Origin of the sequence: Paenirhizobium selenitireducens ATCC BAA-1503, from assembly GCF_900492185.1 — a bacterium.
Taxonomy (GTDB): Bacteria; Pseudomonadota; Alphaproteobacteria; order Rhizobiales; family Rhizobiaceae; genus Allorhizobium; species Allorhizobium selenitireducens_A.
Genome location: NZ_UEYP01000001.1, coordinates 154,470 through 180,668 on the forward strand (window position 1 = coordinate 154,470; position 26,199 = coordinate 180,668).

Genomic DNA, 26,199 nt, shown 5'->3' on the forward strand with positions numbered 1-26,199 from the left:
AGGTCGCATTGCCCGCCCCGATCCATCCTGTGTATCTGAAGTTGGTAAACAATCCCCTCAACCTCCCGCTCAGCCGCCAAGTCCGGCAATACGAGGCGGAAAGCCGAAACCGTCGTCGAAGTCCGCGCCTTCCGGCTCGCCCGAGAAGATCGCGGCTGGCGGCGTCGCCTGGCGCTGCTCGGTCGCTCCAACCCGGCCTTCGGGCTTCGCCGGCTCGCCACCGCGCGCCTGACGTTCGAAATGGAATTCCCTGACAGTGTGTCCCAGCTCGACGATCACCCTGTGGAGGTCGTCGGAACCGCTGCTCGAGCGACGGGCGAAATCGGCGCTTTCGGCAATCTCGCCGCCAAGGCCGGAGACGAGGCCGGAGATCGACGCGAGTTCGCCGGCCTGGGCGCCCGCCGCCTGAGCAATGTCGGAGACCATCGCACTGATGCCGCCGACCTGCTCGACGATGTCGCCGATCGCCTTCTGGGTGCGCCCGACGATATCGACGCCGCTGTCGACCTGCGACTTGGTGGTTGCCACCAGCGCCTTGATCTCGCGCGCGGCCTCGGCCGAGCGCTGGGCAAGCGCGCGAACCTCCTGCGCGACGACGGCAAATCCGCGACCGCTATCGCCGGCGCGCGCCGCCTCGATGCCGGCATTGAGCGCCAGCAGATTGGTCTGGAAGGCAATCTCGTCGATCGCGCCGATGATCTGGCCGATCTGCTCGGCCGAGGCTTCGATGTCGGACATGGCGGTGATCGCCTGGCCGGCGACCGTGCCGCTCGCTTCGACCGCCTTCTGCGTCACCGAGACCTGCTCTTCCGCCGCCCGCGTCCTCGACGCGCTGTCGCGAACCCCCGCCGCCACGGTTTCGAGAGACGAGGTCGCTTCGCGGAGGCGGACGGCCTGGTTTTCGGCCCGGGCAGCATATTCGTTTGCCGCGGTCGAAACGGTCTGCGTTCCCGTCCCGGCGATCGCGATCCGCTCCTCGGAGGCGAGAAGGGCCGATTGCATCTGGTCGATCGCGCCGTTGAGCGTGTCGGCCAGTTCGGCATAGTGTGCTGGCACGTCGCCCGAAATGCGAACCGTGAGGTCGCGCGCGGCCAGCGAACGGAGGACCGGGCCGAAGACTTCCTCGACCTCCAGCCGGTCGCGCTCACGCTGGGCGGCGAGGTCGCGACTGTGTTTCACCCGCAATTCGTTGAAGCGCAGGGACACGGCGATTTCGACGTCGACCATGACCAGCCGGACGATCGCGCCGACGAGGTTGGTGATCTCGCGCTGCCGCTTGCGATTGCCCGGCAGGAGGCCACGGCCGGCGAGATCGGCGATCACCGCCTGGAGGAGGTGTTCCATGACCACGGCATGGCCGGCGATGTGCCAACGCGGATCGAGCCCCATGCGGCTTTCGGCATCGGAGAGAACCTTGACGCGTTCGGCATAGAGCGCATCGAAGCGGGCGTCCGTCAGCACATCCCAATGGGAGGAGAGCAGGTCGTGCAGCCGGTCGAACTGCCGCTCGCTGGAAAAATTGCGCGCGGCATCGGGGAAGGATTGCAGCCGCCGGAAGACGTCGCGAAGGCCGGTCTTGAGGTTCGGCTCGAGCAGATGGCGATACTGGCGCAGCAGATCGCAATCGGCGTCGCCAAGGCCGGCAAAGCGCAGCCGCTCGCGCAGGCTTCCCGCCTGTGCGCCTGCCGTCCGTTCTGCCGGCGAAAACTGCCCCACTGCCAATCCCCGCATGCGGCCGCTTCCTCACGGAAGGCCGCCCGAATTCAACTTTCCTGGTCGATCGACGGGATTGCGGACTTGGAGCCTGTCATGAGCGAGCTCGCCCCTGTCCGCACGCACCGAAGACTGTTCCTGGAACCGCTTCAATGAAATCTTCATACCGGACCAAAACCGGTACGACGGGACGGCGTCATGCCCGACGGTAACCTGCCTCACGCAGATCCCACTCCGACGTATGCTTCAATCTTTATGGTTAATTTCTTGCGCGAAGGTTAATAAAACTTCAATCCCGCGCCTAGGCTTCGGAAAGACAAGGGAAAATCTGCCCGCATGAGGTTGCAGGGTAGATTTCACGCCCGCCTGAGTTTAACACCCTTCCGATTAGCCGCGATCTGTCGAGAAGGACGGCAGGCGGGCCACGAGGCGCGCCGATGCGGCGGCGAGGACAACGCCACGATTCAGCCGACGCAGGCCTTGTGCGGCAGCGCGCGGAACAAAGAATTGCCTTGCCCGTTTCTCCGGCATTCAAGGAGATGGATCTTTGGCAGCGCGGGCAATCTGGAGAGGCGATCTCGTCATAGGCGAACTCAATTGCCCGGTGGCGCTCTATTCGGCTGTCACCGCGCAGGAACGCGTTTCGTTCCACATCGTCAACCGCGATACCGGCCACCGGGTGCGGCGCGAATATGTCGATGCCGACACGGGCCGGGGCGTCGACAATGACGACCTGGTCAAGGGCTACGAGACCAGCGAGGGTCAGTCGATCCTCCTCTCACCCGAGGAGATACGAGACGCTGTGCCGGAGGCCGACAAGACCCTCGACATGATGCGCTTCATCCCCTGTGACGAGGTCGACACGGTGTTCTTCGAACGCCCCTATTTTCTTGCTCCGGGAAATCGCCAGGCGCTCGAGGTCTATGATCTCGTGCGCGAGGCGATGGAGGCGAAGGGGGTGGCGGCGCTGGTGGAGACCGTCCTGTTCCGCCGCGTGCGATCGCTGTTGATCCGCCCGCACGGCAAGGGCATGATCGCCACGACACTGAACTTCGATTATGAGGTCCGCTCCGCCAAGGAGATCCTGGGAGACATTCCCGCTGTCAAGATCGAAGGCGAAATGCTCGACCTGGCGCGCCATATCATCGAGACCAAGACGGGAGAGTTCGACCCCGCCGATTTCGAGGATCACTACGAGGAGGCCGTGATCGAACTGGTCAAGGCGAAGATCGCCGGCCGCAAACCCAAGCGGCTTCCAAAGCGCAAGGACACCAACGTCACCGATCTCATGGCGGCGCTACGCAAGAGCGCGGGCCTGGGCGAAGACCGCAAGGCCGCGGCCAAGCCGGCGAAAAAGACGACCGCCCGGCGATCGACGCCCAAGCAAAGCCAGAGCAAGCGCCCGCCCGGACGAAAGGCCGGTTGATCCATGTCGCTCGATCTTTATCGCAGGAAGCGCGATTTCAAGGCGACGCCGGAACCCCAGGGCAAGGCCGGTCGTCGGGGCGGCGACAGCTTCGTCATCCACAAGCACGCCGCTCGCCGGCTGCATTATGACTTGCGGCTGGAGATGGACGGCGTACTGAAAAGCTGGGCGGTGACGCGGGGTCCGAGCCTGGTCGCCGGCGAAAAACGCCTCTCCGTCCATGTCGAGGATCACCCGCTGGACTACGGCGACTTCGAGGGCACGATCCCCAAGGGCCATTACGGCGCGGGAAGCGTCATTGTCTGGGATCGCGGACGATGGACCCCGATCGGCGACCTGAAGAAGGCCTATCGCAAGGGACATCTGGAGTTCGAGCTGCAGGGCGACAAGCTCTCCGGGCGCTGGCACCTGGTGCGCATGGCGGGCAAGGAGGGCGAGAGCCGCGAAAACTGGCTGTTGATCAAGGCGGAGGACGAGGCTGCGCGCAGAGAGGATGATCCCGACATCCTCGAAGAGCGGCCGGAATCGGTGAAGACCGGCCGGACGATCGAAGAGATCGGCGACGATCCTTCGCCGGCAAAGACCAAGCGATCGGCCTCAAAGGCGAAAGTCCGGCAAAGCGTGGCGTCAAAGCGCGTAGCAGCGGGCGACCCTGCTCCGCCGGCCAGGGAGATCGCTCCGGGCAAGCTGAAGGGCGCGGTTCGCGGCAAAAAGCCCGACTTCGTCGAGCCCGCGCTCGCCACGCTTGTGAAGGACGTACCGAAGGGCCAGCGCTGGCTGCACGAGATCAAGCTCGATGGCTATCGCATCCAGGCGCATCGCGACGGCGAAAACGTGCGCCTGCTGACCCGCACTGGGCTCGACTGGACCGCCCGTTTCGGCACGGACATCGTCGACGGGCTTCTCGCCCTGCCCTCCCGCCACTTCATCATCGACGGCGAGATCGTGGTGGAGAACGGTACGGGCACCAGCGATTTCTCCCTGCTGCAGGCCGATCTGAGCGAGGGTCGCTCGGACCGCTTCGTGTTCTATGCCTTTGACCTTATCCATCTCGATGGCTTCGACCTGCGCGCGGTTGGTCTCTCCGTGCGAAAGGCGGCATTGAAGCAATTAATGGAAGCGGCGCCGCCGCGCCTAAAATTCAGCGAGCACTTCGACGAAAGCGGCGACCTGGTGCTCAAACATGCCTGCCGGCTCAGCCTCGAGGGGATCATTTCCAAGGTGGCAAACGCCCCCTATCGCTCGGGGCGCGGCCGTGACTGGGTCAAGTCGAAATGTTCGGCGCGGCAGGAAGTCGTCATCGGCGGCTACGTCCCCTCCTCCGTGGCGAAGAATGCGATCGGTTCGCTGGTGATGGGCACCCATGACAATGGCAAGCTCGTACATATCGGGCGGGTCGGCACCGGCTATTCGCAAGAGACGGCAAGGCTTCTCATGCGCCGGCTGGAACCGCTTCGCCAGGACGAAAGCCCGTTCGCCGACCGCCTGACCGCTACGCAGCGAAAGGACGTCGTCTTCGTCAGACCCGAGACCGTGGCGGAGATTGAGTTTCGCGGCTGGACGGCGGATGCCCATCTGCGGCACGCTTCGTTCCGTGGTGTGCGCGAGGACAAGGCGGCAGGCGATGTGGTTCGGGAGGGCGAGATGAAGACGGTTGAGGCCGAGCCGAAACGGACAGTGACGCTGACCCATCCCGATCGGGTCTACTGGCCCGACGCGGGCGTCACCAAGGCGGGGCTTGCCGATTACTACATCGAGGTCTGGCCAAGGATGGCGCCCTTCGTCGTCAACCGCCCGCTCGCATTGCTGCGCTGCCCCGAGGGCGTCGGCGGCACCTGCTTTTTCCAGAAACATGCCTGGCGCGGCATGCGCAAGGACATCCGGATCGTGCCCGATCCGGCCGCCCCGGACGACGAGCCCAATGTCGCGATCACCGACCTCGACGGGCTGCTCGGACTGGTGCAGGGCGGCGTGCTGGAGATCCACCCCTGGGGCGCGACGCTCGACGCACTGGAAAAGCCCGACATGGTCAATATCGATCTCGACCCCGGTCCCGGCGTATCGTGGGAGCGTGTCATCGCCGCCGCCCTCGAGGTTCGCGCGCGGTTCGAGGCGATCGGGCTCACCGGTTTCGTCAAGACCTCCGGCGGCAAGGGCCTGCATGTCGTCGCCCCGGTCAAGCCGAAGACCGAATGGCCGCAGGTGAAGGCGGCGATGAAGGCACTGGCCGACGGCATGGCCAAGGACAGCCCTTCGGACTATGTCTCGACCATCAGCAAGGCAAAGCGCGAAGGCAAGATCCTGATCGACTATCTGCGCAACGGGCGCGGTGCGACCGCGGTTGCCCCCTATTCGCCGCGCGCGCGCGCCGGTGCGCCCGTCTCGATGCCGCTATCCTGGGAGGAACTCGGGCCGGACATCGGCCCCGCCCATTTCACCATCGGCAATGCGATCGCCCGGCTATCCGGATCGTTCGCCGATCCATGGGGCGATTTCCGCAAGGCCGAGGCCGTGCTCAAGCCGGCTTCCGGGCCCCGACGCAAGTCGCGTTAGTCCTTAGCGGTCGACTTCTTTTCCGAAGCGAGGCTCTTTCGCAGCGCCGTCATGATGTCGATGACATTGTCGCGCTTCGGCGGTTCCGATTTCTTCGGCTTGGCGGGTTTGGCGGCCTTCTTGCGGGCCTTGATGATCGCATGAAGCCGGTCTTCGACAGGGTCCTGGACAAGATCCGGCGACCAGCTGTCGAGCCGCTCGCCGATCAGCTTCTTCATCATGGTCAGAGCCTTTGCCGATGGCGCCTCCTTACCCGCGTCGGCGAAAAACTCTTCGCCCCCTCGCACCTCGTCGCCGTAGCGCAAGGTCCAGGCCAGCATGCCGCGATCACGCGCCAATAGCAGAACCGCGTGCTCACGCCGATAGAGGACGAGGCGGGATATGCCGGCGGTCCCGGTCTTCGCCATGGCTTCGCGAATGACGGAAAAGGCTTCTTCGCTCACCTTGTCGGCGGGGGCGAGATAATGGGGCGAGTCGTACCAGATCCAGTCGATCGACCCGGCGGGAACAAAGCGCTCAATGTCGATGGTGCGGGTACTCTCGAGCGCCACCTCGTCGAGTTCCTCTTCCTCGAACAGGACGTAATTGTCCTCGTCCTGCGGGTAGCCGCGCATCTGGTCGTCTTCATCCACCGGCTTTCCGGTGACCGAATCGACATAGCGGCTGACGACACGGTTTCCGGTCTTGGCATTGATGTTGTGGAAGCGAAGCTTGGCGCTCTCGGTCACGGCCGGCGTCATCGAGACCCGGCAGGTAACGAGCGAAAGCTTCAGATAGCCTTTCCAGTAGACGCGCCGCGCCATGCCTCCGCCCTCTCTTTTCCTTGCTTCCATAGCCGGCAATTGACCGGCTTTGGCCAGTCAACGTCCCAGCCACTTTGCGGTTCCCCGGACCGCTTCCATTTCATTGGCCATGACGGGAACCGATCGCCTTGAAATGCGTTCGACACGTGGCGACGAGGGAGACCAAGACCATGGCAGAGATCGATACCGACTGGATAGCCAGACGCGCCTATGCGCTGTGGGAAGAAGAAGGCAGGCCGGATGGCCGCCACGACATTCACTGGCAGGAGGCGATACGGGCCTGGGAGACGTGGCAGGCCAGCGCCAGTGCGACCACCGAACATGCCGAACGCCGTATCAAGAAGGCGCGAAACGCCGAACCGACCCAGATACCCGCTTCCGAATCGGCGGCTGCGGTGAAGCCACCGTCGCCGCGCGGCCGCCGCAAGGAATAGCGGACATGGGAACGGTTCATATCGCCCCGTCACTGCCCGACTCGCCGTTCCTCCGGATCTCCAGGGAAGCAAGCCCTCCTGCGCAAACGTCCCGCATTCCTTCCTCCGCTGCCACGCGCAAGAGGCTGAAGGTTCTTGCCGTCACCTCCGAGATCTACCCGCTGGTCAAGACCGGCGGGCTGGCCGATGTGACAGGCGCCCTGCCCAAGGCCTTGTCGGCATTCCGCATCGATACCCATAGCCTCGTGCCCGGTTATCCGGCGCTGCTCGAACAGGCCCGGCGTCATCCGCCGCTGATGGAATTCGACAATCTGCTGGGCGAACGGGCCACGTTGCGACATCTCGAAATCGACGGCCTCTGCCTGTTCGTTCTCGATGCGCCACAGCTTTACGACCGCGACGGCGGACCCTATGTCGATCGTCACGGCAACGACCACCCCGACAACTGGAAGCGCTTTGCCGTCCTGTCGCTTGCCGCAGCCGAAATTGCCGCCGGCGCCCTTCCCGGTTGGCAGCCTGATCTCGTGCATAGCCACGACTGGCAGACGGCACTGACCTCGGTCTACATGCGGTCGATGGGCTGCGCAGTGCCGGTCGTGCTGACGATCCACAACCTGGCCTTCCAGGGTCAGTTCCCGGCGCACGTGCTGAGCGCGATCGGACTGCCGCCCCATGCCTACAGTCTCGACTGCATGGAATATTTCGGCGACATCAGCTACCTGAAGGGCGGACTGATGACTGCCGACCACATCACCGTCGTCAGCCCGACCTATGCCCGCGAAATTCTGATGCCGACCTTCGGGATGGGGTTGCAGGGCGTCTTGCGCCAGAGGATGGACAGGCTGCAGGGTATCGTCAACGGGATCGACCAGGAGATCTGGGACCCGGCAAACGATCCGCACCTGCCGGTCGGCTACGACGCCCGCTCGATTCGCAATAAGAGGCGGAACAAGCCGGCGCTGCTCGAGCGTTTCGCCATGCAGCCCGGCAAGGGCCCGCTGTTTTCCGCCGTCAGCCGGATTACCTGGCAGAAGGGCATGGACATGCTGGCGGAGGTTGCCGACGAGATTTTCCAGGTGGACGGGCGCCTGATCGTGCTCGGCCAGGGCGACCGCGACATCGAGGCGGCGCTGCATCGCACGGCGGAGCGCTATCCGGGCCGCATGGCGGTATCAATCGGTTATGACGAACCGACAGCCCACCTTATTCACGGCGGTTCCGACGCCATCATCCAGCCCTCCCGTTTCGAGCCCTGCGGCCTGACGCAACTATACGCCCTGCGCTACGGCTGCGTGCCGGTGGTGTCGCGCACGGGGGGCCTGTCCGAGACGATCATCGACGCGAACGACGCGGCGCTTTCGGCACGCGTTGCGACCGGCTTCCAGTTTCATCCGGTAACGGCGGATGGTCTGCGCCATGCGATCCGCCGGGCCTGCGCTGCCTATCGCCATCCGACACACTGGTCGCGCCTGCAAATGCGGGCGATGCAGGCCGACTATTCCTGGGATCGCAGTGCCGCAGCCTATGCGTCGCTCTATGAGCGATTGGCTTCCACCCGGTCGCTTATGACCTGACGCTGGATGCACGACGCAAAAATGCCCGGCGTTGTGGCCGGGCACTTCCTGATCGGTTTTTTGTTCACTTGGTGGTCGTGCCGGAGCCCTGCGCCTGGCTTTCGCCGCCGGTGCCCGTTTCAGGCGTCGGATCGCGATCGTTCGTCTCCGCAGGTCTTTTTCATCTCCAAAACTCCTTGACGGGATTGTCGGAAGAACTGGACTGTCGTGCCGATAAGGTCCGCTCCAGGGCTGCGATGTCCTCGCAATCCGCGGGAACCGGGTCGCCGGCAATCGCTTCGAGCACTTCGGGTTTCAACGCACCATTGCGGATCGCCCATCGCAGCGTCTCACGCGTCTGCCGCTCGGCCTCCAGTTGCGCATAAAGCGCGATGATCAGGCGATCTCGAGGATCGGGATGACGCCGCCAGCGGGGCGGCCGAACGGTATCGGTCACGATTTTATCTCCAGAATGAACTCTTCTTTTGCCTCCAGGGGAAACTTTTCGGCGGCTTCATTGTTCCCTGTCCGGGGCTCGTCGCCCACTATGACGAAGCCAAGCGCAGGAGCGAAAAATGACCGATATCGCCAGACAGGAAATCGAAGGCAGGCTGAACGCCCACAGGGAGATTCTCATCTCCCTCCTTGCGGCAGCAATCAATGGTCCGGAAGCCATCTCCGGAATGGTACGCAGCCTGGGAGAGGACGTCCTGCCCAAAGACGGCGCCGAGGATCCGGGCCTGACGCCGTCGGCCGGCTACGCCTCGGGGGCTGAAAAGGCCGACGAGATCCGCGCCATTCTCTCCGCCGCGAACGACCGGGCCGAAGCTCTCAGGCGCATAGGTCCGTAAACGATCACGGTTGTCTGCAGGAGATTATTCCGGGGCCGACCGATCGGTCGGATCGTAATTGGGATCCCAGTCCTTGGGCGGATTCTCCTTGTCGGGAGGCCACTTGTTCACCGTTGCATCCTCGGAACCTGTGATCACCGTCGGCTTGGCGCTCGCCACGCCATTGTTGTCGCCGCCATGCTGCGTTCCGACGAATTGCGGCGCTGCATCCTTGCGGATGTCACCGGCAGCATCATAGGCGTAGGACTTCTTTCGCATTGGAACCTCGCTTCGATCCATGGAGCGTTTCGTGCCATGGACCTGTCGTGATTGTCAGGTCGCGCCATCGGCGTCGCACACTGTCAAACCGACGAACAGGGGCAAAGGTTCCTTGGCGCCGAGGCGGGCGGGATGCCGACGCGGGCTCAAAGCTCGCCGTGGCCCAGCGCATTTTCGATGGCCGACAAGGGAGCGGTCAGCGTCCAGTGCAAGCCGCTGTCCGCGAACTCCATGACCACCTTGCCGCTGAAGGCGGCCGCCGCATGGCGTTCGACCACCGTAGTGCCGAAGCCCTGTCGCGACGGCTTTACCACCGGCGGACCGCCGGACTCGACCCAGCGCAACTGGATCCGCTTGGTACCCTCCTCGCCGTCGAGGAAAGTCCATTCGATCAGCACCCGGCCCTCGGGAACAGAGAGTGCACCGTATTTGACGGAATTGGTCGCCAGTTCATAGAATACAAGACCGAGATTCTGTACGGCATTGGCATTGGCCAGCAAGTCCTCGCCGCGCGTCTCGATCCGGCTCATCGAACCCACGACGGCGGAAAGCTGCAGTTCGATCACCTTGGAAAGCGGAATGCCGCCCCATTGCTGCTGGGCGAGTGCCTCGATCGACTGCGCCAGGCCGGAAAGACGGCCGCTGACGGCCTTTTGCAGTTCATCGACGCTGTCGGTCCCGCGGGCCAGTTGGCGCAGCATGGCCTGAACCAGCGACAGGATGTTCTTGGTGCGATGGACGAGTTCCTGAAGGATGAAATGAACCCGTTCCTCCGCCTGGGCGCGATCGAACGAGGCATTGGACAGCGCGATGGCGACCTGGTTTGCCTCGGTGATCTTGGTCATCTCCGGCGAGACGATCTCGCCGCGGCCGATGCGTTCCGCCACGTGGGCGATCTGGCGGATCGAATACCGCAATTGATGCGCCGCCACGAGAACGATGCCGAGGCTGACCGCAAGCAGGGCGATGCTGCCGTAGATCAGATTCTGCCAGGTATTGGCGAGCGAGGCCTGCGCCGTCGAGACCGGCCCCCAGATCGCCACGCGCCAGGGCCAATCCCCGACGCGAGCATAACCGAGCATGGTTTCGTGACCGTCGTGCAGCGTGACCGCACTCTGGTTGGAGCCGACCATCAGTTCCACCAGATGCTTCGGAAAGTCCCCGCCGGAGGGGATATTCTCCGGCCCGCTCGACACGATGACCTTGTTGTCGACATCGATCACCGCGGCCGACCAGGCGGGGGGCAGGGTATCGGTGGCGGTCAGACTGACCAGGTCTCCGGCATTCTGCGTCAGGACAAGGGCGGCCCCCGATGCCGAAGCCGGCGGCGAGAGCGGCAGGATGAGGTTGAACACCCATTGCTGGCTCGTCGCGCCGAAAAAGATGCCCGATGCCTCGATCTTGCCGGAGGCGAGCACCGACTTGAGTGTCGACATATCCGTCATCCGTTTCAACGGCGCGCCAAATGCAACGCGCGTGTTGAGCTTCTGGTTGCCTTGCGCGTCGGCGAGCAGCACATAGAGCGAGCCTTCGCTGAGGCTCGACGCGACGCGCTTGTGGAAGGACTGGAGATTGCCGGTGGCCAGTTCTGCGGCGCCGCCCAGGAGACGAAGGGTCGTTTCCATGTCCTCGAGCTCGCGCTCGAAATTGCGTCCGATGGTCTGCGCGTCCTGCGCCGTCTCCTGGCGCAAGGCTTCATATTCGCTGCGTTCCAACTGCCACAGCAGGAAGATCACGAAGGCAAGCAACGGCAGCGTCGCCAGGATCGCCATGGCGACGAGATAGGCCCCGATCGAGGCCGTGGGGAAGAGCCGCGAGAGCCTACCCATTCCTGCCGAGGAACCTCGACTGCACCAAGGATGAACGCCGACCTTTACCGCATTCCATTGTTCGTCCTCCCTCGCTCAATATCTCTATCTAATTGAGCAATATAGCATGTCTCTATCGCTGCCAACCGGCAGAACGTCGGGCGCGGAACAATCGACCCGCGTGGCGGGTTCTGTCCTTGCAATGGCAGCCTGGCACTGTGTCGGGCGCCAAGCCATTCATCGCAACCTGCCGCACCGAAGGAGCGATCATGGACAGGACGACCCACAACAGTGACAGGACCGCGGAACGCCAGCGCGACATCCAACGCGAAGTCGCCGCCGACGATGCGCGCGAGGCCTCGGCGAAGACCGGCGACGGCGCGGTCCAGGCGGGGGCGCGACGCTATCCCGAACCGCCGTTTCCGCAGAAGCACAAGCCCAAGCCGGGTATGGAGCACGGCCTCGATCCGGCGCCGATGTATGACGCGCCTTTCTACAAGGGGTCGGACAAACTCGCCGGGATGGTGGCGCTGATCACTGGCGGCGATTCCGGCATCGGTCGGGCGGTAGCCGTACTGTTTGCCCGCGAAGGCGCAGACGTCGCAATCGCCCACCTGGCCGAGGATCGCGATGCTGACATGACCCGCAAGGCGGTCGAAGCGGAAGGGCGGCGCTGCCTGGTCAGCCGCGGTGACGTGCGCGACCCAGATTATTGCCGCCAACTGGTGGCGGACGTGGTCCAGACATTCGGCAAGCTCGACGTGCTGGTCAACAATGCCGCCTTCCAGGTCCATTCGAAACGGATCGAGGATCTTTCCGACGAACACTTCGACGAGACCCTGAAAACCAATCTCTACGGCTATTTTCACGTGACCAAGGCAGCCGTGCCGCATCTGAAGAACGGGAGTTCGATCATCAACACTGGCTCGGTGGTCGGCATCAAGGGAAGCGACAATCTGCTCGACTATTCCATGACGAAGGGCGGGATACACGCGTTTACGCGTTCGCTGGCTGCCAACCTGATTAAGCGGGGCATCCGCGTCAATGCGGTTGCTCCGGGTCCCGTCTGGACGCCGCTGAACCCTCCGGATCGGGAAGCCGAGGATGTCGCCAAATTCGGCAGCCAAGTGCCGATGAAGCGTCCGGCCCAGCCGGAAGAACTGGCGCCTGCCTATGTCTTCCTCGCTTCGCCGCAATGCTCCAGCTACATTTCCGGAGAGATCCTGCCTGTGATCGGCGGCTACTGAAAAAATTGGTGGGGCGCGGAACAAGAAGCGCCCCGGCGCGTTTTCGCGCATCAACGGCCAAAGGAGACGGCAATGGTATTCAAACCGCAGCGCTTTCACGACGAAAAGCCGGTCGTCGAGCTTGAGCACGACAATCAGGAATCGCTTGAGACCGCGGTGGCGCGCCAACTGGCCATTTCCCAAGGGATCGACGCCAGCCGGATCTCGGTCACGGCCTCCGGAACCACGATCTTCCTTTCGGGCAGCCTGTTGGACGAGGGCGAAATCGACCGGGCGATAGAGATCGTCCTGGCGGTTCCGGGGGTCGAGAAGATCACCCACGACCTGCAGGTCGGCTGACCAAGGTTTGGCGATCCGACCGCGTGCCGGGCTTATGGTCGGGCTAGCTGTGCCCGTTTTCGCATCCATGCTCCGGGCCAAATCGCGCGGTGAGCGGCTATAACGATAGGCGCGGCTGATAAAGGACGGCCGTGCCGGCGATCGCCAACATTTTTCCGTCCAAGTTCTGTTGCCGCAGCACGAACGAGCGGCGTTTCGCCACCGTCTGCATATGGCGCTGCGCCGCCTCCACGGCCATCCGATAGGTTGGATAGGAGGGCGACTGTACGCCTTCCGAGAGAAAGACCCAACCGCGTGCATGCGGAACAATGTCGCAAAAAACTTCGGTCATCCCAGACTCCTCCTGATGGCGGCAAACGCGTGAAGCGCCGGATGGTTCCGATCCCAGGAGCTGAATGGGGAAAATCTTTCACGTCGCCGGCCAGCAGCCGCCGACTTCAGGTGCGGGTCGCGACCGGATTGCCAAAGCCGGTGGTCATGGCCCGGTGCAAGCCGCTTAGGCGGCTGGCGAGAGCGGCACGACTTTGCGGCGCATAGCCGACATCGATACGGGGGAGAAGCTGAGGATGTCGCAGATGCTCGGCGAAAAGATGGCCGGCGCGGGTGGTGAAGCTCGCCTCAAAGCCGGCCAGGGCCGCCAAGCGCGCCTCGCGTTCGCCACAGGCGCCAGGCGTGCCAAAGGGATAGGCGAGGTAGCGGACCGGCCGGCCGAGCAGATTTTCGAGATAGGCCTTGTTCGACTTCAGTTCGTCCAGCACCGTCGCCTCATCGAGAGCGGATAGAAAACGGTGGCTTTGCGTATGGGCGCCGATCTCGACCAGGGGATGGGCCGCAAACGTCCGCAATTCGGCTTCATCCATCGCATGGCGTTCGACGAGGGTCGCGAGATCGATGCCCTTGGCCGCGAAGACGGGCGCCAAGGCGTCCGCCCGCGACTGGTCGGTGCCGATCCAGCCCGTGACAGTTCTCATGGTCGACATCTTGCTGGCAAGATCCCCGCAATCGAAGCTGCGCCCCATGGCGGGAAGATCAAACTGGTCCCAGGTCTTGATGATCTCGCGCAAACCCAGCCACCACGCATTTATCTCGCGCGTGATCATGCCGGTCGGAGCAAACAGCGTCATCGGCGCCTGCGCCCGTTCGAGCACCGGCAGGGCATTCGTCCGATTGTCGCGGTAGCCATCGTCGAAGGTCAGCAAGGCAAAGGGCGCGCTGTCCGGTTCGGCCAGCCGGCGCAGCCCCTCGCCGATCGTCGCGATGTCGCGACCGTCGGCGCGCACCGCATCGATGATCCGGGCGAGTTGCGCGGCGCTGCAGCCCGTACGCAATTCGCCGTCGACGTCGGAATGGATCTCGTGAAACATCAGGGCAATGCCCTTGCCGCGATAGGCGCGGGCAAGGATTGCGCCGGCGCCGGTGCGGTGGGCCGCTTCCTCCGACAGCCTGAACATCTTGGGCCTGGCAATCGCGGCCAGGCGGCCCGGCAAAGCCGAGATCGGCTCCTGGCGCAGATTGCGCAGGAGATTTCGAACATTGTCGAGATAAAATGACGTCGGCATGAGAGACCCGTGCAATAGTATGACTGTCGACCGCTCCAGTATACGGAATCGAAAGAAATGATTCCTTAATATCCCGATCCGCGAACGGGGTAGTATTCATGACAGAACCACTGGTGTCCGTTGTCATTCCGTGTTTCAACACGAAAGACTGCGTCGTACACGCGGTGCAGAGCGCGCTCGCGCAGCGGGATGTGCCTGTCGAGGTGATCGTCGTCGACGACGGATCGACCGACGGAACCCCCGAACTGGTGGAACGCGCATTTGCCGGGGACGCGCGCGTGCTCGTCTTGCGCCAACCCCGCAATATGGGTCCGTCCGCTGCCCGAAATGCCGGTTTCAAGGCCGCAAGGGGCACATGGACGGCCCTGCTCGATTCCGACGACCTCTGGCGTCCCGACCGGCTGCAGCGGCTTTTGCGCCACGCGCACGAGGCGGAGTTCATCGCCGACAATCTCATGGCCTATGACGCTGCGGCGGGAGCGGACGCCGGCCCCGTCTACACCGGCTTGTCCGACGGCTATCTGACGATGACGGACTTTCTCCTGCCCTCGGCTGCCGACCGGCACGATTTCGGTTATCTGCAGCCGCTGGTGCGCACCGACTTTTTGCGGCGGCATCGCATCGTCTACCGCGAGGATGTGAGGGCGGGCGAGGATCTGCTGTTCAACCTTCGCATCCTTGCCGCCGGCGGGCGTGCCTACTATGTCGATGAGCCGCTTTATATCTATACGACGCCGGTCGGCGCGATCAGCGGCCTGTCTTCGCCCCACTCCCGCAGCACGGCCGATACGCGTCCGCTCATTGCGGCGCTCGAGCAGGCACGGAGCGAACTGTGGCCCCGCCTGACGGGTGACGAAAGGCAGGCTTTCGAACTCCGCCTCGCCGACCTTCGCGCCAAGGCGCCCATCGGGCGGTTTCACCGCGCCAGGGCCAAGGGCAGGTATTTCGACATGATCAAGCTCTTCCTGACCGAACCCGTCATCCAACGCAGGGTCGTCGCGCGATTGCTGCGGGGAACCGACAGCCAACCGCCATCGCAAGGCCGGCTGCAGCAAGCGGCCGGCGGAGCGTCTCGGCCAAGGCGCAATCTGGACACGTGAATGTCCGCGAAAGCGGATATCAGCAGGAATATCATGGCCACCTTCATCCGTTCGTCGGCTTTCAGCACCCTTGCCGGCATTCTTTCCCTGGCCTTCGGTTTCGCCGGAAGCGTGATCGTGGCGCGTCTGCTGGGCCCCCAGGGGTCCGGCGAGGTCGCCTTCGCGCTGTTCATTGCCATGACCGCCTCGACGCTGGTCGGTCTCGGCTTACCGAACCTGCTCTTGCGCTACATACCGACCTATGACCGGCCCGGCCATCCCGGCGGCGGTCTGGCTCGGGTACTTCTGCCCTACTTCCTGGTGCCGACCGTGCTTGTCGCGGCGGGGCTCGTCGCCTATGCCTTGTGGCTGCAGGTCACCGGTCACGTCACCGAACACGCGCCGTCGACCTGGGCGATGACCAGCCTCATCCTCCTGTCCTATGCGATCGCCAGCCTTTCGGAGAGCGCGGCCCGCGGGCTCAATCGCTTTGCCGAGACAACCAGGCTCACCTTCATCGGCTGCCTCATCCAGCTTCCCCTGATCGCCATCGGCGGATATCTGTTCGGGGTCGCCGGCGCCCTTGCCGGTCATGTGGGCCGCCATCTTCCGCAGGCTCTTGGACTGTGGCGCTATATCGCCCAGAAACCCGATCCCGGCATCGTCGTCACGCCGAAAATGAAAGCCCTTGGCAGGGACAGCTGGTTCTCCGCCGCGGTCGGCATGTTCATCTGGACACGGATGGAGTTCTTCTTCCTCGGCCTCTATTTCGGCACGACCGAAATCGGCCATTATGCGGCGGGGCTGACGCTTGCCGGACTGGTCGTCCAACTCCCCACCCAGATGCTGGGCGGATTGACACCGCATATCGGCCGTCATCATGACAGCGGCGATCTCGACCGGATCCGGCTGACCTATCACCGCATCATGCGCTGGCTCAGCCTGCTCATCCTGCCGATCTGCTTCGGTGGTGCGGCGATCATGGGTGAGTTGCTGCCGCTGCTGTTCGGTCCGGATTTCCGCGAGTCGGTACCCATGGCTCAGGTGCTCGTCGGTTTCGCCTTCATCACCGCGCTGACCACCGTTCCGACGATCATCATCGGCGCCTGCGAGCGAAGCGGCTTCTTCGTCTACGCCTCGCCGATCACGGCGGTTGTCTCCATGGCGAGTTTCGCGCTGATCATCCCGGAGGGCGCCGGGCTCGGGTCCGCCTGGGCTCGGACCGCCGTTCACGGGCTATGGCTGACCTGGCTCATCGCCTTCTGCTGGATGCGCCTGCGGATCGGTCTCAACGTCAAGGACCTGCTGCTGATCGCACTTGCCGCCCTTGTTTGCGCGGCGGTTGCCTATGGCATTCTGCTGGAGATCCAGGGCCTTGTCGGCCTCGTCCTCGCCGTCGCCAGCGCCGCCCTCGTCTATGCGATCGCCTTGCGCCTGCTTCGCGTCGTTCCGCACAATGATGTCGTCGCGCTGGCGACCAATCTTCCTTCCAAACTCCCGCGTCGGCTGTCAGATCTCATCTATCGCCTGCTGCTGCTCGTCGTTCCCACCCGCCGTTCGGATGACTAAGACATGACGCAAACCTTACCGATCGCGTTTGCCGGTTGCGCCGGACACCTGACCCTCCCGGACGCTGCACTCCAAGGCCAAACCGGGATCGTCCTGTGCCGCAGCTGGGGTTTCGACGAACTCTGCACCCGGAAATTCCTCCGCTGCCTCGCCGACGCGCTGGCCGCCGAAGGTTTCCCGGTCCTCAGGTTCGATTATCCAGGCACCGTCGATTCGCTTGATTTCGCCGGCGGCGAGGATCTTCAATCCTGGACGGATGCCGCGATCGCGGCTTGCGACAGTCTGAAGGGCGCGGCCGATTGCCGGCAGGTGGTCGTCTTCGGCCTTGGTCCCGGCACGCTGATCGCCGAGCGGGTGGCGCATCTTCGATCCGACGTCGCGGGCCTCATTCTGGCCGCTCCCATCGCCAGCGGCAAAAGGTTCCTGCGCGAGACCAATCTTCGGGCCAGGGTGATCCTCGAAGGGCTCGGACTTCCCGACCGTGCCCTGCCCGAAGCAGAAGTCTCGATCGGCGGACTGGTGCTGCCGCGCGGCGTTGCCGCCGATCTCCAGTCAACCGGCATCGATATGACACCATGGGCAGTCTCCCTGCCCTGCCTCGTCGCCGCCCGCCCCGCCGTCCCCTCCGACAGTGAAACGGCGACCCGGCTCGGCGCCTCGGGTCATCAGGTCACGCTGCTCCCCTTCGACGGCTACGACAAGCTGATGGAAGACCCGACCGCCTCGATCGTGCCGCAAGCACTGATCGCCAAGATGGCCGACTGGTGTTCGGCAACATTCCCCCACGAAGACAGCGCCGAGAGGACGGCGCGGGCTCCTGACGCGCCGGCGCGGCTGGTCGGCGACGGGTTCACCGAGGAAGGCGTCGTCTTTCGCCCAGAGGCGCCGCTCTTCGGCGTCTTGTGCCGGCCGGTTTCGCCAGGCCCGGCGGGGGAAGGGGGAAAGGTCGCGGTCTTCCTCAACTCCGGCTACGACCATCATGGCGGCTGGGCACGGTGCTGGGTCGAGGCTGCCCGCGACCTTGCCCGCCGCGGCATTCCCTCCCTGCGTTTCGACGTCTCCAACATCGGCGACAGCCCGGCGCGAGCCGGCGATCCGGATCAGGTCCTTTATACCCAAGGTCCGATCCGCGACGTCTCCGACGCGTTGGACTATCTGGATGCGGCCTGCCCCGGCGCCTATGTGCTGATCGGGCGATGCAGCGGCGCCTATAGCGCATTCCACGCCGGACACCGGGATGCCCGGGTCACCGCGCTCGCCCTCATCAACCAGTTGCGCCTGATCTGGGACCCGGAGGAGAGCCTTGTCGAGGTGGCGCGCATGGGCCCGCGCCCGATCGGCGAATACAAGCGGCGTCTGACCGACCCGAAGACCTTCAAACGGCTCATTTCCGGCGAAATCAGCATTCGCGGCGTGCTGCGCGGCCTGTCGATCCATGTCGCGTCGCGGTTGTCGCACGCGCTGGCGCCGGTCTTTCCGAACCTGTCCAAATACGGACGGTTTCGCGCCGAGTGCCACGCAATCTTCCGCGATCTCGACCGGCGGGGTGTGACGATCGCCTTCCTTTGCAGCGAAGGCGACGAGAGCCTGGAACAGCTCGCGCTCTACTTCGGCAAGGACCACGCCGGACTTCGCGCGTTCGAGCATGTCCGCCTCGACACCCTGCCCGACGCCGACCACAACATCACGCCCCTGCCGGCCCAGCGGCACATGCGGCAGTGGATCTGTGAATTCGTGGCGAATGGGAAGTGATCGGCGAACAAAGCCACGGCACCTGAACCCGCGCCGGGCACTTAAGCTGTTCTTAACTCGGAAAAATGGTGCCCGGAGGCGGATTTGAACCACCGACACGCGGATTTTCAATCCGCTGCTCTACCAACTGAGCTATCCGGGCATCAGGCCTTTTGACAAGCCATCCGGCGGATGGTTCCGACCGGCGGGGGAGAGTTTCCCCCGGAAGCGAGGGCGTTATAGCATCTTGTTTCGGCATGTCCAGCGCCTTTCGGCACTTTTTTGACAGCTTTGCGAAGATGCCGGAAAAGCCAATCAATTGAACGGCTTCCCGGCCAATCGCCGGACCGGGTCGCGATCTCCTCAGTAGCTCTCGTCGTCCTCGGCCTTGGATTCGTCGTCGACGACGGGGATGGCGTAGGAGCCTTTGAGCCAGCGCGACAGGTCGAGGTTGCGGCAGCGGTCGGAACAGAAGGGATAGTGCTCGCGCTGCGAGGGACGGCGGCATTCCGGGCACGGACGCGCCTTGCGCAGCGGCTCCACCTTGGCGGAGCGGCCGGTGTTTTCGGTCCCGGCCATGGCTCAGCCCTCCGTCCAGCCGGACTGCACGGCAAAGCCTTCGCCGGAGAGCATCTGCAAGGTCTCGAACAGCGGCAGGCCGACGACATTGGTGTAGGAACCGACAAGTTTCTGCACGAAGCAGCCGGCTATGCCCTGCACGGCATAGCCGCCGGCCTTGCCGCGCCACTGGCCGGATGCGAGGTAGCTTTCGATATCGAGCCCGGACAGGCGCTTGAAGCGCACCTTGGTCTCGACGATCTTCTGGCGCACGATGCCTGAGGGCGTGATCAGGCAGACGCCGGTGAACACCCAGTGGCTGCGGCCCGACAGGAGATGCAGCGCCGACGAGGCTTCTTCCAGATACTCCGCCTTGGGCAGGATACGGCGGCCGACGGCAACCACCGTGTCGGCGGCGACGATATAGCTGTCGTTCCACACAGGATCGCGGCGGATCTCGTCATAGGCGGCCCTGGCCTTGTCGGTCGACAGGCGGCGCGCCAGCGAGCGCGGATGTTCCGACTTCTTCGGCGTCTCGTCGAGGTCCATCGGCATCAGGCGCACGGGCTCGATCCCGACCTGCTTCAAGAGGTCGAGGCGGCGCGGCGACCCGGAGGCCAGTATCAGCTTCTGTCTCAGTTCCATCGACCCTCTCGCAGCCTTCCCCGGCAGCCGGCGACTACTTGAATCGATAGGTGATGCGGCCCTTGGTCAGGTCGTAGGGGGTCATCTCCACCAGGACCTTGTCGCCGGCGAGCACGCGGATGCGGTTCTTGCGCATGCGGCCCGCGGTGTGGGCGATGATCTCGTGCTCGTTTTCCAGCTTCACCCTAAACGTCGCATTGGGCAGCAATTCGGTGACGACGCCGGGAAATTCGAGGACTTCTTCTTTAGCCATTGAACGCTTGTCTTTCTCAGGAGTTGGTCGGGACGCCGGTCGGGGGCCCGAAAATGTGGGCGGAAACTACACAATCACTGCGGTTTTGTGAACCTTGTAGATCGGGCTTTTCGAATTTGTTTCAAACGTCCGCCTGCGAGGGACTTTCTCGGGAGGCGAGGCGCTCCTCGATCAGCCGTTTCAGCCGGTCGCGCACCTCGCGATAGGCGCCGAGGATCTGCTCGCGCGTGCCGGTCGCAACCGTCGGATCGGGCATTGGCCAGTAGACCACCTCGACGGCCGAGGAACGGGTGAGTTCCAGCGCCGCATGATGCGCTTCGGGCGCCAGCGTCACGACCATGTCGAAATAGTCGTCCTCGAGCTCGTCCAGCGTCTGCGGCTGGCGCCTGCCGAGCGTGAGGCCGATCTCGTCCAGCACCGCATCGACGAAGGGATCGCGCTCGCCGGGCCTCACCCCGGCGGAGGCCAGATAGGTGCCGGCCGGCAAGATCGTTCGGGCGATCGCTTCGGCCATCGGCGAGCGGATCGCGTTCATGCCGCAAACGAACAGGATCGCCCCCGGCAGACGCCCATGGGTGTCAGGCTCCGCGTCCGTGACCATCAGGCTACCCGCGCCAATAGAGGACGCAGACCAAGGTGAAGAGCCGGCGGGCCGTGTCGAAATCGAGCTTGATCTTGCCCGACAGCCGATCCATCAGCGTCTGCGACCCCTCATTGTGGATGCCGCGGCGTCCCATGTCGATCGCCTCGATCTGCGACGGCGTCGAGGAGCGGATCGCCTCGTAATAGCTCTCGCAGATCATGAAGTAGTCCTTGATGATCCGGCGAAAGGGCGTGAGCGATAGGATATGCGTGGCGACCGCCTCGTCGCTCTCGGTCCTGATCGAGAAGACCAGCTTGCTGTCGACCAGCGACAGCAGAAGCTTGTAGGGTCCGCCCGCATGGCCGACCGGCTCGAAGGTGTTTTCCTCGATCAGGTCGAAGATGGCGACGGCGCGCTCGTGCTCGACGTCCGGCGTCGAGCGGCCGATCGTCTCGTCCAGCACAACATCGCAGAGCCGGAAGTCGCCCTTCGCCATCGGTCAGCCTTCGAGGTTCAACCGGATGGCGACGGAGCGCGCATGGGCATCGAGCCCCTCGCTCTTCGCCAGCGCGATCGCCGCCGGGGCAAGCGCCCGCAGCTGTTCCGGCCCGAGCCTCAGGATCGAGGTGCGCTTGACGAAATCGAGCACCGAGAGACCGGAGGAGAAGCGTGCCGAACGCGCGGTGGGCAGCACGTGGTTGGAGCCGCCGACATAGTCGCCGATCACTTCGGGCGTGTGGCGCCCGACGAAGATGGCGCCGGCATTGCGCACGCCGGCCATCAGCGCATCGGGATCATCGACGGCAAGCTCCAGATGCTCGGCGGCGATGCGGTTGGCGAGCGGGACGGCGTCGGCGAGCGACTTGACCAGGATGACGGCGCCGAAATCGCGCCAGCTCGCAGCCGCCGTTTCGGAGCGGCTAAGCGATTTCAACTGCCGCTCGACGGCGGACATGACCGCGTGGCCGAGTGCGGCATCGTCGGTGATCAGGATCGACTGGGCGCCCGGATCATGCTCGGCCTGGGCCAGGAGATCGGCGGCCAGCCAGTCCGGATTGTTGTTGGCGTCGGCGATCACCAGCACTTCCGACGGCCCGGCGATCATGTCGATGCCGACCGTGCCGAAAACCTGGCGCTTGGCCGCTGCGACATAGGCATTGCCGGGACCGACGATTTTGGCGACGGGTGCGATCGTTTCCGTGCCGTAGGCGAGGGCCGCCACCGCCTGTGCGCCACCGATCCGGTAGATTTCCTCGACGCCGGCGATCTTGGCGGCCGCCAGAACCGTCGGATTGATCGCGCCGCCGGAGGCGGGAACGACCATGACGATACGCTCCACGCCGGCGACCCTGGCCGGCACGGCATTCATCAGCACCGAACTCGGATAGCTCGCCGTGCCGCCCGGCACATAGAGACCGACCGCCTCGATCGCCGTCCAGCGCGAGCCCAGCCCGACCCCGAGCGCATCCTCGTAGATATCGTCCTTCGGCATCTGGCGGGCATGGTGCTTTTCGATGCGTTCCGCGGCAAGCCGCAGGGCATCCATCACCTCGGGCGCGACCTTGGCCGCCGCTTCGTCGATTTCAGCGGGCGTGACGCGCATCGGCACGTCTGAAAAATCAATGCCGTCGAAACGCAGCGAATAATCGGCGAGCGCCGCGTCGCCGCGTGCCCGGACGTCGGCGATGATCGCCTTCACCACGTCATTGACGTCGTCCGACACTTCGCGCTTCGTCGTCAGGAAGGCGGCAAACGTCTCGCCAAAACCTTCCGCTGCCTGATCCAACCAGATCGCCACGTCCCCTATATCCTTCCTGCCCCGCCTTCACGCACTTTGCCGGCCGAGCCGGTCAATTGCCCGGATGACCGGGCTTGAGGCTGGTTTCCCATGCTCCGCCGGTATCCGCAAGCTGTGCTTCTATACATTCGACATCGAGCGCGATCATGCCGCCGCCCGAAAGGACGAGTTCGATCACGCCTTCCGGCCCCTCGCCCTCGACTCGAAAACGGATGGCAAGCAGCGAGAGCACGTCGTCGCCCTTGCGGCGATCGAAACCGATCGATCGGACCGCGCTCACGCGCTTGAATGACAGCATGGCGCGGCGGCGCTCGTAGCTCCTGCGCTTCTTGCCGGCCCCTTCCCAGACGAAGCGGTTGACGGCAAGGGCAAACAGGCCCGGCCGCGCCTGGAAAGTGATGTCAGAGACCTTGAATACTGCGTCCTGCATGTGGGCGGACACGACCGCAAGGTCGTCGGTGTCGAGAGCGAGGAGCTTCAGGCTTGTCATGTCATCATTGTCCGATTGGCCACCAGGTCACGCGCGACCGGCAGGAGAAGAGGCTGAGGCCCGTCCCGCACCGATCACGCATCATCCTTTCGACATAGGTCGCTGCAATGCAAGAGGCAACCGGTCGCAGGCCCGCAAGCCGCCAAGAAACTCAGTCGGTGATGCGTTCGACCACAGCGCCGCAGCGCGTCAGCTTCTCTTCCAGCCGCTCGAAACCGCGATCGAGATGATAGACGCGCGACACGGTGGTCTCGCCTTCGGCCGCAAGACCGGCGATCACCAGCGACACCGAGGCGCGCAGGTCGGTCGCCATGACCGGCGCACCGCGCAGGCGGCTCACGCCCTCGATCCGCGCCGTCTGGCCGGACAGCGTGATGCGCGCGCCCAGCCGGGCGAGTTCCTGCACATGCATGAAGCGGTTTTCAAAGATCGTCTCTGTGACATGGGAGACGCCGTTGGCGCGCGTCATCAGGCCCATGAACTGGGCCTGCAGGTCGGTCGGGAAACCGGGATAGGGCTCGGTCACCACGTCGACCGGGCGAATGTCGTTGCCGTGGCCGACGACGCGCAGGCCAGACGGGGTCACGGTGATTTCGGCGCCGGCGCGGCGAACGGCCTCGAGCGCGGTGTCGAGCAGGGCGAAATCGGTGCCCTCCAGCGTCACGTCGCCGCCGGTCATGGCGACCGCCATGGCATAGGTGCCGGTCTCGATGCGATCCGGCAGCACCCGGTGGCGGGCGCCCGACAGGCTGTGCACGCCCTCGATGGTGATGGTCGAGGTGCCGGCGCCGGAGATCTTCGCGCCCATGGCGTTCAGGCAGTTGGCAAGGTCGACCACTTCCGGTTCGCGCGCCGCATTGTTGATGACCGTCGTGCCTCGCGCCAGCGAGGCCGCCATCAGCATGACGTGGGTCGCGCCAACCGAAACCTTGGGGAAGGTATAGGTGCCGCCGATCAGGCCGCCCTTGGGCGCCGTGGCATTGATATAGCCGCCGTCGATTTCCATCGTCGCGCCGAGCGCAGTCAGCCCCTCGATGAAGAGGTCGACCGGACGCGTGCCGATGGCGCAGCCGCCCGGCAGCGAGACGCGTGCCCTGCCCTCACGGGCGAGCAGCGGGCCGATGACCCAGAAGCTGGCGCGCATCTTGGAGACCAGTTCGTAGGGCGCGGTCGTATCGACGATGGTGCGGCAGGTGAAATGGATGGTGCGCGAATAGCCCTCGTCCTGGCGCTCGCGCCGGCCGTTGACCGAGACGTCGACGCCGTGATTGCCGAGGATGCGCAGCAGAAGCTCGACGTCGGCGAGATGCGGGACGTTTTCGAGCGTCAGCGTGTCGCTGGTCAGCAGCGAGGCGATCATCAGGGGCAGAGCGGCATTCTTGGCGCCGGAGATCGGGATTACCCCGTTGAGCTCGTTGCCGCCGACAATCCTGATACGATCCATGTAAGCCTACGCTACGGGTGAAAACCCGCCTTTCCTGATCAAGGGTGGAAAAAACCGCCACCCGGCCGGGTGGGCTCTTTAGACGAAAAGCGAGACGGGTTCAATTCACCCGTTCAGCAAGGGTTAATCATCGCGATCCGGCGATTTTGCGGCAGGCAGGCCTTCGGTGTCGTCGGCCTCGCCCTGTCGGCGCGAGCGCTGCTGCTGCTTGCGCCGCATCAGATTCTCCCTGAGTTTCATAGCCGCGCGCGCCTTGCGCTGGGCTGCGGCCACATCCGCATGACGAAGGCGCCCGGCGGGATTGCCGATGCCTGAATCGTCCGCCCCCTCGCCCGCCTGGTCCGTCTGGCCGAATTCGTTGCGCTTTTCGTTCATGCGGCGGTGATAGCCGAAATCCCCGATGTCCGGAAGTGTTCTCAACAGTATGCGCATTTCTTCGGGCAAGTTCGTTTTGCGGCTTGCATCCCCCCCGAAGCTGTGGCAATAGGCGGCTCGCTTGAGACGGCGCGGACGCGCCGAGCCTCGCAGGCTGCTATAGCTCAGTGGTAGAGCACTCCCTTGGTAAGGGAGAGGTCGAGAGTTCGAGTCTCTCTAGCAGCACCATTACCTTCCAATTCGCCAGGAAAATCATCGTCGAAACCGCCTCGCGCAGGTTCGCGCACGGCTGACGGACAAACGGCCCGGGTCATGCGCCCGAGCCGCTATGCTCTTTCGAATCAATGGTCTCGCGTGCCTCAGCCGCAGGCGTTGCGGCTATAGATCTTGCCGGCATCGCGCTTCAGCACCCAGCCGCGATAGGTTCCCATCTCGATCTCGCACCAGATGGTGGTGCCATTCTGCTCGACGCAGCCGATGACGGTGACGCACTGGTCCTTGTCGAGCTTGCCGAGCACGGCGCCCGAGCGGTCGGGCATGGCGCGGATGTTCATGCGGGTAAGCGCCTGGACCGACGTGACGCCGCCGGCGACGTCCGGGGAGCCGACATCGCTCGGCTGGGCGCAGCCGCCGTCGACATAGGTCGGGCAAGGGCCCGCGGGCGTGGCGACCGGGCGCGGCGAGGGCTTGCGGCCCTCCTGGACCAGCGTCAGTTCCTCGCCGTCGCCGATGACGCCGACATAATGTCCCGGCTCCTCCATGTCGGCACGGCCGACCATCGTCAGGCCGTCCTTCGTCGAATAGAGGATGATCGTGTGATCGCCGTTGTTCATCGAATAGCCGATGACCGGGTTGGCGAAGTCGAAGCACGAACCGTCATGGAAGAGCGTCGAGAGCACCCCTTCCGCGACCGGATCTTCCTCGAAGGACAGCCGGCAGCTTCCCTGGGGCGTGGTCATCGTCCAGATCTCCGGCTCGGCGGAGTGGACCGGTAGCGCCACCAGCAGCGTGGCGGCGACAAGCAGTGCACGGCGGGCATGGATCTTGAACATGGGCGAGACTTCCTCCGGTCGGGCGTGAAATGCGGCCAGCTAAGGAACCGGCCAGCCCCTCGTCAATGCTCGACACGG

At 64.3% G+C, this 26,199-nt stretch carries 27 protein-coding genes and 2 tRNA genes; 11 read left to right on the forward strand and 18 right to left on the reverse strand.

What is annotated here, in order from left to right; translation table 11 throughout:
* Window positions 1-69: 69 nt before the first annotated feature.
* Window positions 70-1,731, reverse strand: coding sequence for a globin-coupled sensor protein (locus RHIZ70P_RS00715; protein WP_115668469.1), 1,662 nt, complete (start codon window positions 1,729-1,731; stop codon window positions 70-72).
* A 529-nt stretch (window positions 1,732-2,260) separates the two neighbouring features.
* Between RHIZ70P_RS00715 and RHIZ70P_RS00720 the strand changes: the two genes are divergently transcribed.
* Together RHIZ70P_RS00720 and ligD are read left to right on the forward strand one after the other, a co-directional pair.
* A complete protein-coding gene (locus tag RHIZ70P_RS00720; protein ID WP_115668470.1) occupies window positions 2,261-3,139 on the forward strand; it encodes a Ku protein in 879 nt (292 codons plus the stop codon).
* Between the two features lie 3 nt (window positions 3,140-3,142).
* Window positions 3,143-5,692, forward strand: coding sequence for a DNA ligase D (gene ligD / locus RHIZ70P_RS00725; RefSeq protein WP_115668471.1), 2,550 nt, complete (start codon window positions 3,143-3,145; stop codon window positions 5,690-5,692).
* Here the strand turns inward: ligD and RHIZ70P_RS00730 are convergent.
* Window positions 5,689-6,495: a Ku protein gene (locus RHIZ70P_RS00730; protein ID WP_115668472.1), complete on the reverse strand. Its 807-nt coding sequence runs from the start codon at window positions 6,493-6,495 to the stop codon at window positions 5,689-5,691. The genes ligD and RHIZ70P_RS00730 overlap by 4 nt on opposite strands.
* A 170-nt stretch (window positions 6,496-6,665) precedes the next feature.
* Between RHIZ70P_RS00730 and RHIZ70P_RS00735 the strand changes: the two genes are divergently transcribed.
* Together RHIZ70P_RS00735 and glgA are read left to right on the forward strand one after the other, a co-directional pair.
* A complete protein-coding gene (locus tag RHIZ70P_RS00735; RefSeq protein ID WP_115668473.1) occupies window positions 6,666-6,929 on the forward strand; it encodes a DUF2934 domain-containing protein in 264 nt (87 codons plus the stop codon).
* Between the two features lie 125 nt (window positions 6,930-7,054).
* Window positions 7,055-8,503, forward strand: coding sequence for a glycogen synthase GlgA (glgA, locus tag RHIZ70P_RS00740; protein WP_181903930.1), 1,449 nt, complete (start codon window positions 7,055-7,057; stop codon window positions 8,501-8,503).
* Window positions 8,504-8,663: 160 nt separating this feature from the next.
* Here the strand turns inward: glgA and RHIZ70P_RS00745 are convergent, their stop codons facing one another.
* The gene (locus RHIZ70P_RS00745) at window positions 8,664-8,939 is read right to left on the reverse strand and encodes a hypothetical protein (RefSeq protein ID WP_115668475.1); all 276 of its coding nucleotides are present in this window, start codon (window positions 8,937-8,939) and stop codon (window positions 8,664-8,666) included.
* Window positions 8,940-9,057: 118 nt separating this feature from the next.
* Here RHIZ70P_RS00745 and RHIZ70P_RS00750 point away from each other — a divergent pair, with 118 nt between their 5' ends.
* On the forward strand, window positions 9,058-9,333 hold the full coding sequence (locus RHIZ70P_RS00750) for a hypothetical protein (RefSeq protein WP_115668476.1): 276 nt from the start codon (window positions 9,058-9,060) through the stop codon (window positions 9,331-9,333).
* A 24-nt stretch (window positions 9,334-9,357) separates the two neighbouring features.
* Here the strand turns inward: RHIZ70P_RS00750 and RHIZ70P_RS00755 are convergent, their stop codons facing one another.
* Both RHIZ70P_RS00755 and RHIZ70P_RS00760 read right to left on the reverse strand, forming a co-directional pair.
* Window positions 9,358-9,591, reverse strand: coding sequence for a hypothetical protein (locus RHIZ70P_RS00755; protein WP_181903912.1), 234 nt, complete (start codon window positions 9,589-9,591; stop codon window positions 9,358-9,360).
* 146 nt (window positions 9,592-9,737) lie between these two features.
* Window positions 9,738-11,420 (reverse strand): sensor histidine kinase, encoded by a 1,683-nt coding sequence (locus tag RHIZ70P_RS00760; protein ID WP_115668477.1) that lies wholly within the window; start codon window positions 11,418-11,420, stop codon window positions 9,738-9,740.
* Between the two features lie 248 nt (window positions 11,421-11,668).
* Here RHIZ70P_RS00760 and RHIZ70P_RS00765 point away from each other — a divergent pair, with 248 nt between their 5' ends.
* Together RHIZ70P_RS00765 and RHIZ70P_RS00770 are read left to right on the forward strand one after the other, a co-directional pair.
* Window positions 11,669-12,646, forward strand: a complete 978-nt coding sequence (locus RHIZ70P_RS00765) for an SDR family oxidoreductase (RefSeq protein WP_115668478.1) — start codon at window positions 11,669-11,671, stop codon at window positions 12,644-12,646.
* Window positions 12,647-12,718: 72 nt separating this feature from the next.
* Window positions 12,719-12,985 carry a BON domain-containing protein gene (locus RHIZ70P_RS00770; RefSeq protein WP_115668479.1) on the forward strand — a complete coding sequence of 89 codons (267 nt, stop codon included), beginning with the start codon at window positions 12,719-12,721 and terminating at the stop codon, window positions 12,983-12,985.
* A 97-nt stretch (window positions 12,986-13,082) separates the two neighbouring features.
* Here RHIZ70P_RS00770 and RHIZ70P_RS00775 read toward each other — a convergent pair whose 3' ends face one another.
* Entirely contained in the window at window positions 13,083-13,316 is a 234-nt protein-coding gene (locus tag RHIZ70P_RS00775; protein WP_115668480.1) for a hypothetical protein, read from the reverse strand.
* 106 nt (window positions 13,317-13,422) lie between these two features.
* On the reverse strand, window positions 13,423-14,544 hold the full coding sequence (locus tag RHIZ70P_RS00780) for a polysaccharide deacetylase family protein (RefSeq protein WP_115668481.1): 1,122 nt from the start codon (window positions 14,542-14,544) through the stop codon (window positions 13,423-13,425).
* Between the two features lie 98 nt (window positions 14,545-14,642).
* Between RHIZ70P_RS00780 and RHIZ70P_RS00785 the strand changes: the two genes are divergently transcribed.
* From RHIZ70P_RS00785 to RHIZ70P_RS00795, 3 genes are read left to right on the forward strand one after another with little or no spacing between them, the layout of a single operon-like run.
* Window positions 14,643-15,644 (forward strand): glycosyltransferase family 2 protein, encoded by a 1,002-nt coding sequence (locus RHIZ70P_RS00785; protein ID WP_115668482.1) that lies wholly within the window; start codon window positions 14,643-14,645, stop codon window positions 15,642-15,644.
* 33 nt (window positions 15,645-15,677) lie between these two features.
* Window positions 15,678-17,192: a lipopolysaccharide biosynthesis protein gene (locus RHIZ70P_RS00790; protein WP_181903913.1), complete on the forward strand. Its 1,515-nt coding sequence runs from the start codon at window positions 15,678-15,680 to the stop codon at window positions 17,190-17,192.
* A 3-nt stretch (window positions 17,193-17,195) separates the two neighbouring features.
* A complete protein-coding gene (locus RHIZ70P_RS00795; RefSeq protein ID WP_115668484.1) occupies window positions 17,196-18,944 on the forward strand; it encodes an alpha/beta fold hydrolase in 1,749 nt (582 codons plus the stop codon).
* Between the two features lie 66 nt (window positions 18,945-19,010).
* On the opposite strand, the gene RHIZ70P_RS00800 is transcribed toward RHIZ70P_RS00795, so the two are convergent.
* The 10 genes from RHIZ70P_RS00800 to RHIZ70P_RS23195 all read right to left on the reverse strand — a co-directional run bounded on the left by RHIZ70P_RS00800 (window position 19,011) and on the right by RHIZ70P_RS23195 (window position 25,114).
* Window positions 19,011-19,086: transfer RNA gene (locus RHIZ70P_RS00800), tRNA-Phe, on the reverse strand.
* Between the two features lie 200 nt (window positions 19,087-19,286).
* A complete protein-coding gene (gene yacG / locus RHIZ70P_RS00805) occupies window positions 19,287-19,502 on the reverse strand; it encodes a DNA gyrase inhibitor YacG (RefSeq protein ID WP_115668485.1) in 216 nt (71 codons plus the stop codon).
* 3 nt (window positions 19,503-19,505) lie between these two features.
* A complete protein-coding gene (locus RHIZ70P_RS00810) occupies window positions 19,506-20,126 on the reverse strand; it encodes a Maf-like protein (RefSeq protein WP_115668486.1) in 621 nt (206 codons plus the stop codon).
* Window positions 20,127-20,160: 34 nt separating this feature from the next.
* The gene (gene infA / locus RHIZ70P_RS00815; protein ID WP_004435948.1) at window positions 20,161-20,379 is read right to left on the reverse strand and encodes a translation initiation factor IF-1; all 219 of its coding nucleotides are present in this window, start codon (window positions 20,377-20,379) and stop codon (window positions 20,161-20,163) included.
* A 121-nt stretch (window positions 20,380-20,500) separates the two neighbouring features.
* The gene (locus RHIZ70P_RS00820; RefSeq protein WP_181903914.1) at window positions 20,501-20,980 is read right to left on the reverse strand and encodes a low molecular weight phosphatase family protein; all 480 of its coding nucleotides are present in this window, start codon (window positions 20,978-20,980) and stop codon (window positions 20,501-20,503) included.
* Between the two features lie 4 nt (window positions 20,981-20,984).
* A complete protein-coding gene (locus RHIZ70P_RS00825) occupies window positions 20,985-21,458 on the reverse strand; it encodes a UPF0262 family protein (protein ID WP_115668487.1) in 474 nt (157 codons plus the stop codon).
* A 3-nt stretch (window positions 21,459-21,461) separates the two neighbouring features.
* Window positions 21,462-22,760, reverse strand: a complete 1,299-nt coding sequence (hisD, locus tag RHIZ70P_RS00830) for a histidinol dehydrogenase (RefSeq protein WP_115668488.1) — start codon at window positions 22,758-22,760, stop codon at window positions 21,462-21,464.
* 52 nt (window positions 22,761-22,812) lie between these two features.
* Window positions 22,813-23,250: a DUF2948 family protein gene (locus RHIZ70P_RS00835; RefSeq protein WP_115668489.1), complete on the reverse strand. Its 438-nt coding sequence runs from the start codon at window positions 23,248-23,250 to the stop codon at window positions 22,813-22,815.
* A 151-nt stretch (window positions 23,251-23,401) separates the two neighbouring features.
* The gene (gene murA, locus RHIZ70P_RS00840; protein WP_115668490.1) at window positions 23,402-24,694 is read right to left on the reverse strand and encodes a UDP-N-acetylglucosamine 1-carboxyvinyltransferase; all 1,293 of its coding nucleotides are present in this window, start codon (window positions 24,692-24,694) and stop codon (window positions 23,402-23,404) included.
* Between the two features lie 123 nt (window positions 24,695-24,817).
* Entirely contained in the window at window positions 24,818-25,114 is a 297-nt protein-coding gene (locus tag RHIZ70P_RS23195) for a hypothetical protein (protein ID WP_235842105.1), read from the reverse strand.
* 108 nt (window positions 25,115-25,222) lie between these two features.
* On the opposite strand from RHIZ70P_RS23195, the gene RHIZ70P_RS00850 reads away from it, so the two are divergent.
* Window positions 25,223-25,297: transfer RNA gene (locus RHIZ70P_RS00850), tRNA-Thr, on the forward strand.
* A 131-nt stretch (window positions 25,298-25,428) separates the two neighbouring features.
* Here RHIZ70P_RS00850 and RHIZ70P_RS00855 read toward each other — a convergent pair.
* Window positions 25,429-26,121 carry an SH3 domain-containing protein gene (locus RHIZ70P_RS00855; protein ID WP_115668491.1) on the reverse strand — a complete coding sequence of 231 codons (693 nt, stop codon included), beginning with the start codon at window positions 26,119-26,121 and terminating at the stop codon, window positions 25,429-25,431.
* Window positions 26,122-26,199 lie beyond the last annotated feature (78 nt).

Coding starts and splice junctions, on each gene's coding strand:
- RHIZ70P_RS00715 (WP_115668469.1), bottom strand. CDS start 1,731: ATGCGGGGATTGGCAGTGGGGCAGTTTTCGCCGGCAGAACGGACGGCA.
- ligD (WP_115668471.1), top strand. CDS start 3,143: ATGTCGCTCGATCTTTATCGCAGGAAGCGCGATTTCAAGGCGACGCCG.
- RHIZ70P_RS00730 (WP_115668472.1), bottom strand. CDS start 6,495: ATGGCGCGGCGCGTCTACTGGAAAGGCTATCTGAAGCTTTCGCTCGTT.
- RHIZ70P_RS00735 (WP_115668473.1), top strand. CDS start 6,666: ATGGCAGAGATCGATACCGACTGGATAGCCAGACGCGCCTATGCGCTG.
- RHIZ70P_RS00750 (WP_115668476.1), top strand. CDS start 9,058: ATGACCGATATCGCCAGACAGGAAATCGAAGGCAGGCTGAACGCCCAC.
- RHIZ70P_RS00755 (WP_181903912.1), bottom strand. CDS start 9,591: ATGCGAAAGAAGTCCTACGCCTATGATGCTGCCGGTGACATCCGCAAG.
- RHIZ70P_RS00760 (WP_115668477.1), bottom strand. CDS start 11,420: ATGGGTAGGCTCTCGCGGCTCTTCCCCACGGCCTCGATCGGGGCCTAT.
- RHIZ70P_RS00765 (WP_115668478.1), top strand. CDS start 11,669: ATGGACAGGACGACCCACAACAGTGACAGGACCGCGGAACGCCAGCGC.
- RHIZ70P_RS00770 (WP_115668479.1), top strand. CDS start 12,719: ATGGTATTCAAACCGCAGCGCTTTCACGACGAAAAGCCGGTCGTCGAG.
- RHIZ70P_RS00775 (WP_115668480.1), bottom strand. CDS start 13,316: ATGACCGAAGTTTTTTGCGACATTGTTCCGCATGCACGCGGTTGGGTC.
- RHIZ70P_RS00780 (WP_115668481.1), bottom strand. CDS start 14,544: ATGCCGACGTCATTTTATCTCGACAATGTTCGAAATCTCCTGCGCAAT.
- RHIZ70P_RS00785 (WP_115668482.1), top strand. CDS start 14,643: ATGACAGAACCACTGGTGTCCGTTGTCATTCCGTGTTTCAACACGAAA.
- RHIZ70P_RS00790 (WP_181903913.1), top strand. CDS start 15,678: ATGGCCACCTTCATCCGTTCGTCGGCTTTCAGCACCCTTGCCGGCATT.
- RHIZ70P_RS00795 (WP_115668484.1), top strand. CDS start 17,196: ATGACGCAAACCTTACCGATCGCGTTTGCCGGTTGCGCCGGACACCTG.
- yacG (WP_115668485.1), bottom strand. CDS start 19,502: ATGGCCGGGACCGAAAACACCGGCCGCTCCGCCAAGGTGGAGCCGCTG.
- RHIZ70P_RS00810 (WP_115668486.1), bottom strand. CDS start 20,126: ATGGAACTGAGACAGAAGCTGATACTGGCCTCCGGGTCGCCGCGCCGC.
- infA (WP_004435948.1), bottom strand. CDS start 20,379: ATGGCTAAAGAAGAAGTCCTCGAATTTCCCGGCGTCGTCACCGAATTG.
- RHIZ70P_RS00820 (WP_181903914.1), bottom strand. CDS start 20,980: ATGGTCACGGACGCGGAGCCTGACACCCATGGGCGTCTGCCGGGGGCG.
- RHIZ70P_RS00825 (WP_115668487.1), bottom strand. CDS start 21,458: ATGGCGAAGGGCGACTTCCGGCTCTGCGATGTTGTGCTGGACGAGACG.
- RHIZ70P_RS00835 (WP_115668489.1), bottom strand. CDS start 23,250: ATGACAAGCCTGAAGCTCCTCGCTCTCGACACCGACGACCTTGCGGTC.
- murA (WP_115668490.1), bottom strand. CDS start 24,694: ATGGATCGTATCAGGATTGTCGGCGGCAACGAGCTCAACGGGGTAATC.
- RHIZ70P_RS00855 (WP_115668491.1), bottom strand. CDS start 26,121: ATGTTCAAGATCCATGCCCGCCGTGCACTGCTTGTCGCCGCCACGCTG.